This is a genomic window from Rhodanobacter sp. G2-10, assembly GCF_055809185.1.
In genome coordinates, this window is the sequence record NZ_CM147900.1 from 3,371,965 (window position 1) to 3,385,659 (window position 13,695).

Annotated in this window: 13 protein-coding genes; 2 read left to right on the forward strand and 11 right to left on the reverse strand. The window is 65.8% G+C overall.

Annotated features, from left to right (window positions below; genetic code table 11):
- Positions 1-123 precede the first annotated feature (123 nt).
- Positions 124-1,836, reverse strand: coding sequence for an LTA synthase family protein (locus tag AC0L58_RS15235; RefSeq protein ID WP_473684870.1), 1,713 nt, complete (start codon positions 1,834-1,836; stop codon positions 124-126).
- Between the two features lie 178 nt (positions 1,837-2,014).
- Between AC0L58_RS15235 and AC0L58_RS15240 the strand changes: the two genes are divergently transcribed.
- Positions 2,015-4,042: a bifunctional 2',3'-cyclic-nucleotide 2'-phosphodiesterase/3'-nucleotidase gene (locus tag AC0L58_RS15240; protein ID WP_473684872.1), complete on the forward strand. Its 2,028-nt coding sequence runs from the start codon at positions 2,015-2,017 to the stop codon at positions 4,040-4,042.
- 123 nt (positions 4,043-4,165) lie between these two features.
- Here AC0L58_RS15240 and AC0L58_RS15245 read toward each other — a convergent pair whose 3' ends face one another.
- The 9 genes from AC0L58_RS15245 to AC0L58_RS15285 form a co-directional block, all read right to left on the reverse strand.
- Entirely contained in the window at positions 4,166-4,651 is a 486-nt protein-coding gene (locus tag AC0L58_RS15245; protein ID WP_473684874.1) for a pilin, read from the reverse strand.
- 2 nt (positions 4,652-4,653) lie between these two features.
- The gene (locus AC0L58_RS15250; protein ID WP_473684876.1) at positions 4,654-5,598 is read right to left on the reverse strand and encodes a hypothetical protein; all 945 of its coding nucleotides are present in this window, start codon (positions 5,596-5,598) and stop codon (positions 4,654-4,656) included.
- A gap of 21 nt (positions 5,599-5,619) precedes the next feature.
- Positions 5,620-6,102 (reverse strand): hypothetical protein, encoded by a 483-nt coding sequence (locus tag AC0L58_RS15255; protein WP_473684878.1) that lies wholly within the window; start codon positions 6,100-6,102, stop codon positions 5,620-5,622.
- A gap of 141 nt (positions 6,103-6,243) precedes the next feature.
- A complete protein-coding gene (locus tag AC0L58_RS15260) occupies positions 6,244-7,245 on the reverse strand; it encodes an NADP-dependent oxidoreductase (protein ID WP_473684880.1) in 1,002 nt (333 codons plus the stop codon).
- Between the two features lie 54 nt (positions 7,246-7,299).
- On the reverse strand, positions 7,300-8,088 hold the full coding sequence (locus AC0L58_RS15265; RefSeq protein ID WP_473684882.1) for an SDR family oxidoreductase: 789 nt from the start codon (positions 8,086-8,088) through the stop codon (positions 7,300-7,302).
- 86 nt (positions 8,089-8,174) lie between these two features.
- Positions 8,175-8,945, reverse strand: coding sequence for an SDR family oxidoreductase (locus AC0L58_RS15270; protein WP_473684884.1), 771 nt, complete (start codon positions 8,943-8,945; stop codon positions 8,175-8,177).
- A gap of 22 nt (positions 8,946-8,967) precedes the next feature.
- Entirely contained in the window at positions 8,968-9,663 is a 696-nt protein-coding gene (locus AC0L58_RS15275; protein ID WP_473684886.1) for a histidine phosphatase family protein, read from the reverse strand.
- On the reverse strand, positions 9,660-10,730 hold the full coding sequence (locus AC0L58_RS15280; RefSeq protein WP_473684888.1) for a phosphotransferase family protein: 1,071 nt from the start codon (positions 10,728-10,730) through the stop codon (positions 9,660-9,662). Before AC0L58_RS15280 ends, AC0L58_RS15275 begins: the two co-directional genes overlap by 4 nt.
- Positions 10,727-11,953: an acyl-CoA dehydrogenase family protein gene (locus tag AC0L58_RS15285; protein WP_473684890.1), complete on the reverse strand. Its 1,227-nt coding sequence runs from the start codon at positions 11,951-11,953 to the stop codon at positions 10,727-10,729. Before AC0L58_RS15285 ends, AC0L58_RS15280 begins: the two co-directional genes overlap by 4 nt.
- Before the next feature lie 140 nt (positions 11,954-12,093).
- On the opposite strand from AC0L58_RS15285, the gene AC0L58_RS15290 reads away from it, so the two are divergent.
- On the forward strand, positions 12,094-13,020 hold the full coding sequence (locus tag AC0L58_RS15290) for a LysR family transcriptional regulator (protein WP_473684892.1): 927 nt from the start codon (positions 12,094-12,096) through the stop codon (positions 13,018-13,020).
- A 32-nt stretch (positions 13,021-13,052) separates the two neighbouring features.
- Here the strand turns inward: AC0L58_RS15290 and AC0L58_RS15295 are convergent, their stop codons facing one another.
- Positions 13,053-13,643 carry a DNA-3-methyladenine glycosylase I gene (locus AC0L58_RS15295; RefSeq protein ID WP_473684895.1) on the reverse strand — a complete coding sequence of 197 codons (591 nt, stop codon included), beginning with the start codon at positions 13,641-13,643 and terminating at the stop codon, positions 13,053-13,055.
- Between the last annotated feature and the right edge of the window lie 52 nt (positions 13,644-13,695).

The window sequence follows — 13,695 nt, forward strand, 5'->3', positions numbered from 1 at the left end:
CCAGCCCCAAGGCATGCGGATCGGGCCGCGCCCTGCCGCCGGCACGGCGCTGGCGTCGAGGCACGACGCCTCAGGGTCTCTTGCTGACCCCAGGGGTCAGTGGCGCGGCGCGAAATGCAGCCCTCAGCGATATTCGTGCAGCGGCCCGAATATCCAGCCGTAGTAGGTATTGAGCAGGCCTGGTATGGCGCAGTCGTCGTATCGTCCGTCACAGCGGTTGCGCAGCTGGGTCAGCGCCGCGAAATACGGATCCTGCGGCAGCCCCGCCGCCTGCAGCACCATGCTGGGCAGGAAAGCGATGTCGAGCATCGGGTAATGCGGCAGCGACGGGCCGGCGAAGTTGCTCTTGATCATGTAATACGTGAGGTAGTCGCGATACGGCTGCAGCGCGGGCGGCAGGCTGCGCGGCAAGTCGCGGATCATGCCGTCGAACGATGGCTGGTGGTCGCCGAAGTGCACCAGCACGGTCGGTTGCGCGCGCTCGAGAAAGTCGCGCTCCAATCCGCGCATGGCCACATCCGAATCGTGCAGGCGCGACAGATAGGTATCGAAGTTCAGCGCCACCGCCGGCTTCAGACCATGCAGCAGGTTGCGGAACGAGACAGGGAGGCTCGACATCGGATCGTCATCGTGCGGCCCGTGCTGGTTCAGCGTCAGGATCATCACGAACACCGGCTGGCCCGGCTTCTTCACCTTGTCGTAGACGCGCTTGGCCGCGTCGAACATCTGCTTGTCGGTTTCCTCCCACTCGTCCAGGCCGAGCTCGTTGACGTCGTACAGGTGGTCGAAACCGTAGGCGCGGTAGGCATTGCGGCCATTGATGAAGCTGCCGACGGTGGGATAGATCGCGATGGTGAGATAGCCGAGCCGGCGCAACGCCTGCGGCAGCGCATCGCGCACGCGCGGCGCCAGCACATACGGCGCATACATGCCGCCGGGGCCGAAGATGTCCTGCGGCATGCCGGTCAGCACCGCAAACTCGCTGACCCAGGTACCCCCGCCGAAGGTGTGCGTCCGCAGGATGCCGGTGCCGCGCGTGCGCGCGTCGGCCTCGAACATCGCCGTGCGGCAGGCGGGCACGTTGCAATCGGTGTAAGGCGCCGGATCGAAGGTGCTCTCCTCCAGCACCTGCACGATGTCCGGGTACGGCGGCGGCCGAGTGGCCGGGATGCCTTGCGCGGTCGCGCCCCACGCCTGCTCGGCCCGTGCTTCGCTGCTCATCACCGGCAACGCGACTTGGGCATCGCGGAAGCTGACGAAAAAGTTCGTCAGGTGCGCGTCATCGGACAGCTTCTCCCAGGTGTTGCGTGCATGCACCGCCGCGAACGGACCGCTGGGCAACATGCACCACCAGAATGCCAGCACGCAGAGCGCCAGCCCGGCGCCACGCAAAACCTGCGCGCGAGCAGCCGGCAGCTTCTCCAGCACGCGCCAATCCCAACGCCAGGTGAAAAACAGCAGCGGCGGCAACAGCACGACCAGACCGATGCCGAGCAGATACAGATGCGGATAGTGGCGCAAGGTATCGAGCAGACTGCTGCGCACGTAATAGATGAAGTCGGACGGCATCAACTGCTCGTCGAGGTAACGCAGCTTCATCACCGCAATGAACTTCAGCGCAAGGAACACACCGCCGCCCACCAGCAGCGCGGTGGCGAAGCGCGCGAACAGGCACAGCAACACGCCGACCGTGCACAGCATCAGCGCCGCGATGAAGGCGCGCTGCAGCGGCAACGGCTCCTGCCACGCAGTCAGCCCCAGGCAGCCCGCAAATGCGACGAGCGCCGCCACGCCAAGCGCAGGACCGCGCGCGCGATGCCAGGAAATTTGAAGCATGAGTTTGGAGTGTCCCCTGCTGGACGGCGTGCCACCGCAGGGCATCTTACGATCTTGCCGCGGTCGCGGGCAGCCTTCCCGTGCATCCGACCTCGCCGCTGCCGGCGCCGGGTACGCTCTCCGTCACCACGATCTGCTAATTTTGACGACCTGATTGCGCACGCCCACGGAACCATCCATGTCTGCACGCCCGACCTCCCCCACCATCGCTCTGCTGGCGCTGGGCACCCTGCTGCTCGCCGGCTGCTCCAGCCTGCCCTGGAAGTCGGGCAAGGCACCCGAAGGCGCGCGCGCGAAAGTGGCGATCCTGGAAACCACCGACCTGCACTCCAATGTGCTCAGCTACGACTACTACAAGCTCAAGCCCGACCCCACCGTGGGCTTCGAGCGCACCGCCACGCTGATCCGTCGCGCCCGCGCGGAGTTTCCCAACAACTTCCTGTTCGACGCCGGCGACACCATCCAGGGCAGCGTGCTGGCCGACTACCAGGCACTGGTCAAGCCGGTCGCCTGCGATCGGGAGCTGGCGATCTACCAGGCGATGGACGCGGTCGGCTACGACGGCGGCACGCTCGGCAACCATGAGTTCAACTACGGCCTGGGCTTCCTGTCGCAGGTCACCGGCACGCCGATGAACGTGGAGGGCGGGCACAGCAACCACTGCGCCGGGCCGCACTACCCGCTGGTGCTGGCGAACGTGTTCAGCGCGCGTGACGACAAGCCGATCTTCAAGCCGTGGACGATCGTCACCAGGAACATCAAGGCGTGGACACCCGACGGCAGCGAGATCAGCGTGCCGCTGCGGGTGGGCATCATCGGCTTCACGCCGCCGCCGATCATGCAATGGGACCAGCACAACCTGGCCGGCAAGGTCAGCGTGATGGGCGTGGTCGAGGCCGCGAAGAAATACCTGCCCGAGCTGCAAGCGGAGCACCCCGACCTGATCGTGGCCATCCTGCACGGCGGTCTGGATACCCACCCCTACAACGACGACATGGAAAACGCCGGCTGGTACCTCGCCGGCGTGCCCGGCATCGACGTGCTGCTGCTCGGCCACTCGCACACCGAGTTCCCCGGCCCGCGCTATGCCGGCATGAAGGACGTCGATGCGCATCTGGGCTTCGTGCGCAACGTACCCGCCGTGATGGGCGGCTTCTTCGGCAAGGATCTGGGGGTCATCGCGCTGGTGCTGAACCGTCGCGATGGGCGCTGGGTCGTCGATCTCGACAACACCCACAGCGAAGTGCGACCGATCTGCAGCAAGAGTGGCGACCCGACCAAGCCCGGTTCGCAGCAGCTTGAGTGCGTACCACCCGATCCCGCGATCGCGCCACTGGTGGACCCCGTGCACCAGGCCGCCATTGCCTACGTCAACACCCCGATCGGCAGCAGCAGCGTGCACCTGAGCAGCTACTTCGCCGACGAAGGCAACATGAGCGCGCTGGCCGCCGTCAACGCCGCGCAGATCGACTACGTCCGCACCGAATTGCCGCGCACCCACCCGGAGTTGGCCGACGTTCCCGTGCTGTCCGCCGCCGCGACCTTCCGCAGCGGCTTCGGCGGCCCCGACGACTACACCGACGTACCCCCCGGCCCGCTCACCCTGCGCAGCGCCGCCGACCTCTACTTCTATCCCAACACCCTGGCCGCGGTGAAGACCGACGGCGCCGGGCTCAAGGCCTGGCTGGAAAAGTCCGCCCAGCGCTTCAACCGCATCGACCCGGCCAGGAGCGCCCCGCAGCAACTGATCAACAGCCACTTCACCGGTTACAACTTCGACCAGATCCAGGGCGGCATCCATTACGTCATCGACGTCTCCAAACCGGTCGGCCAGCGCATCACCTCACTCACGTACAACGGCAAGCCGGTCACCCCGACCGAGCCGTTCGTCATCGTCACCAACAACTATCGCGCCAGCGGCGGCGGCCACTTCCCCGGCCTCGACGGCAGCAACATCGTGCTGGCCGCGCCCGATGGCACGCGCGAGATCCTGGCGAAGTGGATCGAAGGCAAAAAAAGCATCACCGCCAGCGATCTTGAGCCCGCCTCGTGGACCTTTGCCCCGATCAAGACACGCGGACCCGTGGTATTCAGCGGTCGGGCAGGCAAGCTCGACGTGGCCAAAGCGGCCGGCCTGACCAACATCCGCATGCTGAAAGACAACGGCGACGGGACGGCGGTCTACGCCATCGACCTGGCGCATTGATGCCGACGCAGCCCGACGCTGTCGCCGCGCCTGCCTGTTCGCCGAAACGATCCGGCGATCTCAATCACGTTTCAAAGGACAAGACGAACCCACTTGGCTGTGGCGCCCGCGCACCCGCACCGGTTACGGCCCGCGGCAAGCCGTTGGCAGAAAGGTGGCCTTCAGCGTCGTGCGATCCTGCCCGACCACCGACATGCCGGAGGGCGCGGGGGAGGTTCCGCATGCCCAGGCGATCGGGCTGCGCGGGCTGCCCTGCACCACCAGCGGACGCATCGACAGCTTCTGGCCCTGCAAGGCGGTGTTGATGCCCTGGTCGCGGAAGGTGACGTTGATGGCGCCGTGATCGACGCTCACCGAGCCGACGTAGTGACCAATGATTGATCCCGCCGACGGCAGGCCGGCAGCGCGGTTGTCCGCCGGGAAGCGGCCGAAGCGCTGGTAGTAGTCGATCACCTTGGGCTTGGCGTAGGACGAGAGCGAAAACGCCTCCGCGGTCTGCGCGCGAATGACGTAGTCCTGGTAGGCCGGAATGGCGATCGCCGCCAGGATGCCGATGATGGCGACAACGATCATCAGCTCGATAAGGGTGAACCCGCGGTTGCGTGACATCGTCAATGCACTCCAAACATGCTGGCGACCGAAAAGATCGGGAGGTACAACACCGTGACCATGATGCCGATGAGAAGGTAGAAGAGAACGCGCGAGAACAGGATCAGCCGGTCACGCGACAGCTCCAGCTGCGACTGTGCCTGCGACCAGTACAACCGCCGTTGCCATTCCAACTCCGCGACAAACGTGCCGAGGCGTTGTGCCTGTTGCAGTCCTTCACCCACAGGGCTGCCATGCCATTGGAGCGGCTTTTGCGGCGGCCACCGGGCGAGGCGTCGGGCAGGGTCCATGACCGCGGCTTCCGCCACGCCTCCGGCCTTCAGCGCGGATGCGTATTCGAGACACAGGAGTGCCTGATATGCCGTGCCGCTGTGGCCCTGCATGGACGCGATGCGCGACATGCCGTTGAAGGGAACGAGTCGCGCGATGCGCAAGCGCATGCGAAACCACGACATCGCCAGCAGCGCGAACAGGATCGCCATCACGATCAGCGGAGCGAACAGGCGTATCGCGCCCTGCCCCATGATCCAGCCGGCGGCGCCACCACGCATCGCCAGCGCCAGGTCGAGGTGGCTGAAAGCCGGCAAGACGAACGTCGCGTAAATGATGGCGATGAACAACGCAAGGCAAAGCAGAAACAGGATGTAGAGCAGAAAAGTTCGCACCGGCCGCCACCAGTCCAGCGCGAGCAGATAGGCTTCGGCGAGCGAGTGAAGGAAAGCGGCTTGGGTGCCTGCCGGGCTTCCGCCCAGCGCCCTGGCCGCCTCCATCAATGGCGCAGCGGTGACGCTCTCACCGGATTCCGTGGTGTCGCCGCGAGCGTCGAGGAACTGCACTGCGGGCTTGCCCAGCACCTCCTCCAGCCGTGCCCGCGCAGCGTCCGCGTTCAGGCCGCTGGCGACAAGGTTCGCGTACTGGCGCGTCACGAAGTCCCGTTGATCGTCCATGTTCACTGCAGTCATTCGTGTCTACCGGCAGAAGGGAGGGAGATCCTGCTTGCGCAGCGTGGTCATGTTGGTGCCGACGCTTGCAGCCTGACCGACCACGGGTTGCGCATAGCCGCACAGGAAGGTGATCGTGGGCGCGTCCGGCGAGCCCAGCAATTGCGGTCGGAAAGACAGCGCCGCAGGGACAGTGTGAACGCCGGCCGCCAAAGGTGTCGCCGCGTTTGATTGAGCCGCGTCGACCATCAATTGCGCGGTAATCACGCCATCCTCGCCCAGCGTGAGGCGACTGACATGGCTGCCTCGGCTGGTGTGGGTGACGATAGTCGGATTGTCCGCGGATGGCCAACGGCCATGCACGGCGTGGTAGACGACTTCGTTGTAGGCGGGCCCGGACGCGAGCGACAGCGCATCGAGCGTGCGGACCATGGGGAAGAGCTGCCTGCCGAAGCACGCAGCCATGACCATCACGACCGCGATGATGACGGCCACGACGCCCATTTCCATGGCGTCGGGTCCGCGCACCCCACGACTGCGCCCGATCACGACCCTGTGCAAAGGCTTCCAATTCCCCATGCCGCGATAATAGCAAGAGCGCCTCTGCCCGCAAGTGTCCCTGAAGGACGGGCACGCTTGCGCTCTGGCAGGTCAGACCCGCAACACCAATTTCCCCCGGTGACTCCCATCAAACAACCGATTGAGCACGACAGGCGCATTCTCCAACCCCTCCGCCACCGTTTCCTCGGCCTTGATCTTCCCTTCGCGAATCCATTCGCCAATCGCGCCCACCGCCTCGCGCGTCTTCGTGTAATCCAGCACCAGAAATCCGCGCATGCTCAAGCGCTTCATGATGAACGGACTGAAATCGTCGCCGGGACGTTCGTCGGTGTTGTAGCCGGAGATCAAGCCGCACAGCGCCACGCGCCCGCCAATCACCATGCGTGACAGCACCGCGCGCATCACGTCGCCGCCGACGTTCTCGAAATTCACGTGCACGCCGTCCGGCGTGGCGGCCTTGAGTTGCTGCTTGAAGTCGTCGGCCTTGTAGTCGACGCCGGCATCGAAGCCCAGTTCGTCGACGAGGTAGCGGCACTTGTCCGCGCCGCCGGCGATGCCGACCACGCGGGCGCCCATGATCTTGCCGATCTGGCCGGCGATGGAGCCGACCGAACCGGCAGCGGCGGAGACCACCAGGGTTTCGCCGGCTTGCACCGGGGTGATGTCGGTCATGCCGTAGTAGGCGGTGACGCCACTCATGCCGGCGGCGCCGAGCAGGGTCGGCAGCGGGATGCCGGGGTCGGCGGGCAGGCGCACGTAACCCTTGGCGTCTTCGTGCAGCACGAAGTAGTCCTGCCAGCCGGTGACACCTTGCACCAGGTCACCCTCACTGTAGTTCGACGAGCGCGAGGCCACCACGCGGCCCAAGCCAAGCGCGCGCATCACCTCGCCGATCGCCACCGGCGGCAGGTATTGCGGGACGTCGCGCATCCACACGCGCTGGGTCGGATCGACCGACAGGTACAACACCTTCACCAGCACCTCGCCGTCCTTCAGCTCGGGCACCGGCTGCTCGACCAGATCGAAATTGTCACGTTGGACCAGGCCTTCGGGACGGGTCTTGAGACGGAGTTGACGGTTGATCGGTGACATGGGGTTTCTCCGGGAACAGGGAACGCAAGCGTCGCGGCTTCGCGGTATGGACGGCTAGACGGCCGAGGCACCGCCGTCGACGCGGATCTCGCTGGCGGTGACGTAGCGGCTTTCGTCAGAGGCGAGATAGAGCGCGGCCCACGCCACGTCATCCGGTTCGCCCAACCGCTTCAACGGAACGCCGCGGGTGAGTTTGCGCACGGCCTCCTGCTCGCCGAGCTGGGCGAAGAACGGCTCGACGATGCCGGTGCGGATGAAGGCGGGATGGATCGAATTGCAGCGTACATCCACCTGCTGACGCGCGCAGTCGACCGCGATCGATTTGCTCAGCGAGGCCACCGCCGCCTTCGAGGCGTTGTAGACGGTGTAGTCGGGATCGACCTTGAATGCAGCCAACGAGGAGATGTTGATGATCGAAGCGGGCTGGTGCTGCTTGAGCAGGGGCAATCCGTACTTGCAGCCGAGATAGATGGCGTCCACGTTGACGCCCATCACCCGTGACCAGTCTTTCGGCGAAAGACTTTCGACGCCACCCAGGGCACCGATACCGGCGTTGTTGACGAGCACCGACAGCCCGTCCATCACGGCGACGGCGTCGGTCAGCGCACTCTTCCAGCGCGCTTCATCGCGCACGTTCTGCGCGCCGGACCAGGCCACCACGCGACCGTGCTCCTCGTTGATCGCTGCGGCCGTGGCGTACACCGCCTCTTCCTCGATGTCGGTGAGAAATACCAGTGCGCCGTGCCGCGCCAGCATATGCGCGATGGCGGCGCCGAGGCCGCCCGCAGCACCGGTGATGAAGGCCTTCTTGCCGGCGACGCGTTGGGCGGAAACTTCAGTCATCGGGTATCTCCTGATGTCACATGATGCTGGCGGCAGGGATCGATCAAGCGGGATGGTGGCGCTGTTCTGAGCAGAGGCGCACAGCGTCAGACCGACAGGTAGCCACCGTCGACATTGAGCACGGCGCCGGTGGTGTACGACGAGGCCGATGAAGCGAGGTACAGCGCAGCCCCGGCCATCTCGGACGGTTGCGCCACGCGGCGCATGGGCACGTGCGCCAGCGCCTGTTTGAGGATCGCGGGGGTGTTGACCAGCACCGAGGCGAACCTGGTGTCGGTCAGGCCGGGCAACAGCGCGTTGCAACGCACGCCGGCCTCGGCGCACTCCACCGCGAAGGCCTTGGTCATCGAGATCACCGCCGCCTTGGTGATCGAGTAGATGCCTTGCTGGAAGCCCGGCACCACGCCGTTGACCGAGGCCACGTTGACGATCGCGCCGCCGCCATGCTTCGCCATCAGCTTCGCGCCATGGCTGGACATGTAGAAGTAGCCGCGGATGTTCACGTCGACGGTCTTCTGGAAGATGGCCGGATCAGTCTCGGTGATCGGGCCGAAGTACGGGTTGGTGGCGGCATTGTTGACGAGGACGTCCAGGCGGCCATGCGTCTGTTCCAGATGTGCGAACAGTGCCTCGATCTGGTCCATCTCGCCGATGTGGCAGGCAAGTGCTTCGGCTTTGCCACCGGCGGCGATGATTTCATCGACCACGACCTGGCAATCGGCCTGCTTGCGGCTGGAGACGATGGTGTGCGCGCCGTGCGCGGCCAGCAGTTTGGCGATCTCGGCGCCGATGCCGCGACTGGCGCCGGTGACGAGGGCGATCTTGCCGGTGAGGTCGAACAGATCGGGTGCGCTCATGATGAAAGTCCTTGCATGAAAGTCAGCGATGGGTGACCAGTTGCGGATCACCGGCGAGTTCGAGATGCGGCCAGCTGTTGTAGCTGATCAGGCCGGGGCGCTTGCCGGACAATGCCACGCAGGTCAGCGAGGTATTGACCAGCGGCCAGCTCAGTGCAAACGGGTTGTCCGTCGGCGTACCGATCAGCGCGCCGGCGATCACGGCAATCGGGCCACCGGAGGTGAACACCCAGATCGTGCCCGCCTCGTGCGCGGCCAGTGCCTGCAAGCCGTGCAACACGCGCTCGCGGAATGCCGGCCAGCTGCGTGCGTATTCGTCGTCGTGCGCGCCACTGGTCCAGCGCGCGATGGCGGCCGCGAACAGCTGCTGGAACGCGCGATGCGGATCGGCACTCGCGGCCAGCTCGGCGCGCATGGCATCGAACGAGGCGAAGTCCGGCCGATGTCGCGCCACGATCTCCACGTGGTCGAGCTCGTCGAGCTGCTCCAGCACGAGTCGCGGCGCCGTCACGCAGGCCGCCTCGATGCACAGCGCGGCAGTGCGTTGGTGCCGCTGCATGCTGCCCACCACGACCAGATCCGGCCGCTGTCCGGTCCGTTTGAACCACAAGCCCAGTTCGCGCGACTGCTGCTCGCCGATCACCGACAACTTGTCGTAATCCTCGGCCCCGAAACTGGCCTGACCATGGCGTATCAACACGGCTCGGCGCACGCTCACCGTGCCGAGCCCGCGATCAACCGCCGGCAGCGCTGCCCCATGTAGCTGGCAGCCTGACCGAAGCCGGCGAACTGCGGATTGCTGGTCTGACCCAGCACGAAGCGGCGGTAGATCTGCTGGATGATCACCATCAGGCGGAACAGGCCGAAGATTTCGTAAAAGTCGAAGTGCTCGACGCGCCAGCCGCTGCGCTCGCCGTAATAGTCGATCACCTCGGCGCGGCTCAGCATGCCGGGCACATGGGTCGGCTGGCGGCGGAATGACTGGAACGTCGCGTCGTCATCGGCCTGAACCCAGTACGCCAGCGAACCGCCCAGATCCATCAAGGGATCGCCCAGGGTGGCCATCTCCCAATCGAGCACGCCGATGATGTCGAGCGGATTGGCGGGGTCGAGCACCACGTTGTCGAAGCGATAGTCGTTGTGGATCACGCAGATCGCCGTCTCACCTGCGGGCTGCTGCTGTGCCAGCCAGGCGAGCACGTCTTCGCACGGATCCGAGTCATCGGTGAGCGCCTTGCGCCAGCGCTCGCTCCAACCGGCAACCTGTCGCGCGACATAGCCCTCGCCCTTGCCCAGCGCGGCCAGTTGCGGCTGCGTGGCATCGACCTGGTGCAGCTCGACCAGTCGGTCGATGAAGCCGTGGCAGAGCTTGCGTACGCCGGTTTCGTCCAGACCCAGCGTGGCGGGCAGATCGCGCCGCAGGATGATGCCGCGCAGCCGTTCCATCACGTAGAAATCGCTGCCCAGCACGGACGGATCATCACAGCGGGCGAGGATCTGCGGCATATGCGGATAGGCATGCTTCAGCGCGGCCATCACCTGCGCCTCGCGCAACATGTCGTGCGCGGATTTCGCCTTGACCCCGGCGGGCGGGCGGCGCAGCACCAGCTCGCGTTCGCCGTAGCGGATCAGGTAGGTGAGGTTCGACGCGCCGCCGGGGAACTGGCGAATCTCCGGGCTGCCCTGCAGATCGGCAATGCGCTGCTTGAGGAAAGCATCGACGGCAGCGAGGTCGAGCTGGTCCTCGGCGCGCACTTCGCGGGTTTCGTCGATCGCGGTGCTCATGCGCTGACCTCCAGGGCGGCGCGTTGCGCGCGCAATTCGAGTTTGGCGATCAGGGCGCGGTGCACCTCATCCGGGCCGTCGGCCAGCCGCAACACGCGAGCGTAGGCGTACAGCGAGGCCAGCGGAAAATCGTCCGACAGGCCGGCGCCGCCGTGCATCTGCATCGCCGCGTCGGCGGCGCGCTGCGCCACCGTCGGCGCGATCACCTTGATCTGCGAAATCTCGCTCATCGCCGCCTTCACGCCTTGCGTGTCGATCAGCCACGCGGCCTTCAAGGTGAGCAGACGCGCCTGCTCGATCGCCATGCGCAGCTCGGCGACGATATCGGCGTTGCCGCCGAGCTTGATCAATGGCTGGCCGAAGGCCGTGCGGGCGCTGGCGCGGGCGCATAGCAGCGATAGCGCGCGTTCGGCGGCGCCAATCGCGCGCATGCAGTGATGGATGCGACCAGGCCCGAGTCGCCCCTGCGCGATCTCGAAGCCGCGACCTGGGCCGAGGAGGATGTTCTCCGCCGGCAAACGCACCTGGTTGAAGCTCACCTCGCCATGGCCGGAGGGCTCATCCAGGTCATGGAATACCGGCAGCATGCGCTCGACCGTCACGCCGGGCGCATCCAGCGGGCACAGCACCATTGCGTGACGCTGATGCGGCGGCGCGTCGGGGTTGCTGACGCCCATGAAGATCACGAAGCGGCAATGCGGATGGCCGATGCCGGTGGACCACCACTTGCGCCCGTTGAGCACCACCTCGGCACCGTCGAGAGTGGCGGTGGCCAGCATGTTGGTGGCGTCGGACGAGGCCACCGCCGGCTCGGTCATGCAGAAGGCCGAACGGATTTCACCGGCCAGCAGCGGCGCCAGCCAACGCGCCTGCTGTTCGACCGAGCCGTAACGCAGCAGCACCTCCATGTTGCCGCTGTCGGGTGCGTTGCAGTTGAACACCTCCGGCGCGATGAAGGAGTGGCCCATGATCTCGGCCAGCGGCGCGTAGTCGACATGGCTCAAGCCGGCGCCCTGCCCGGGCAGGAACAGGTTCCAGAGACCCGCGGCGCGCGCTTTGGCCTTCAAGGCTTCCATCACCGGCGGCTGGCGCCATTGTCGCCAGTCGGCGCTGCCGCTGAGCTGGCTGGCGTAGATCGTCTCGGCAGGCACGACCTCGTCGTGCATGAAGCGCTGGAGCTGGGCGATCAAGGCTTCGGTGCGGGCGGAGTGGGCGAAATCCATCGATCGGGTTCCATGACGCGCGGGCCGGCGAGATCATCAGCCTACGCCGAACATCAGTCATCGGTGTAATGCATAGGTTTTATGTCTATCCATCAGTAGAGCTAATATGCAGGTGCGACCCTGCTGCGAGCCTGTTGCCGATGAGCCGTCCTGACCTGCGCATGGATTTGAATCTGTTCCGCGTGCTGGAAGCGATCTACACGCAGGGCGGGATCAGCGCGGCAGCGCGTTCGCTGCACCTGACCCAACCGGCGATCACCCATTCGCTGAACCGGCTGCGCGAGCTGTTCGGCGACCCGCTGTTCGTGCGCCAGGGCAACCGGGTGATCCCCACCGACACCACCCGCACCGTGATCGGCGACGTGCAGCGCCACCTGCATGGGCTGCAGGCAACCACCCGCATGCAACCGGCGTTTCGTGCCGCCGAACTCGAGCAGCAGTTCAGCGTGGGCTTTCGTGATGTGCTGGAGTCGATCGTGTTTCCTCCGCTGCTGAAGCAGCTCGCCGGGATCGCCCGCGGCGTGCGTGTGGTCAGCCGGCGTATCGCCAGCGCCGAGGTCGAGCGTGAACTTGGCGCCGGCAACATCGATGTGGTGATCGACCGCCGCCTCGCCAGCGGCTCGCGACTGTCCAGCGAGCACCTGCTGGACGAGTCGCTGGTGGTGGTGATGCGGCGCAAAAATCCACTCGCCGCCGGCAACCTGCGCAAGTCCGACTACCTGGCCGCCCGGCACATCGCGGTATCGCAACTGGGCGACGCTACGCCACTGGACGTGCTGCTCACCCAGGATGGGCGGCCGCGCCAGATCCAGCTGGTCTGCCAGCACTATTTTTCCGCCTGCCAGGTCGTCGCCGGCACCGACTTGCTGCTGACCATGCCCCGCTCATACGCAGCCGGCTTCTCGCGCCTGCTGCCGCTGGCGGCGCAGGCGCTGCCGATCAAGTTGAAGCCGTTCCCGGTGCTCGCCTACTGGCACCCTTCGCGCGACCATGATCGTGCCCACCAATGGTTCCGGCAGCTGTTGATCGACACCGTGCGTGGCGCACCCGAGTTTGGTGGGGCCTGAGAACCCTGCCAGAGCGAGGCATGGCCAGCCGTTCAACCTCTGGCAGCGCATTCCTTGTGGCGAAAGCAGCCGAGCACGTGGTCGTTGATCATCCCGGTCGCCTGCATCAGCGAATAGCAGATCGTGCTGCCCACGAAACGGAATCCACGCTTCTTCAACGCCTTGCTCATGCGGTCGGACAGCGCGGTGCTGGCGGGCACTTCGGCATGCTCGTGCCAGCGATTGACCAGGGTCTTGCCGTCGACGAACGACCACAGATAGGCGTCCAGCGTGCCGAACTCCTCGATCACCCTGAGCGCGGCGATCGCATTGTCGCGGGTGGAGAACACCTTCAGCCGGTTGCGGATGATGCCCGGATCGAGCAGCAGTTTCTCCAGTTTGCGATCACTCAGGCGGGCGACGCGGGCGATGTCGAAGTCATGGAACACCTTGCGATAGTGCTCGCGCTTGGCCAGCACGGTGCGCCACGACAGCCCGGCCTGGGCGCCCTCGAGGCAGAGGAATTCGAACAGCGCACGATCGTCGTGCAGGGGTACGCCCCACTCGGTGTCGTGGTAGGCACACATCAGGGCATCGTTGTCGGAAGCCCAGTGGCAGCGGGTGGGCGCGGCACTCTTGCTCATGGCGGAATCATGCAGGTGAGTTGCCGCAGACCGTAGCCGACGCCGCTACACT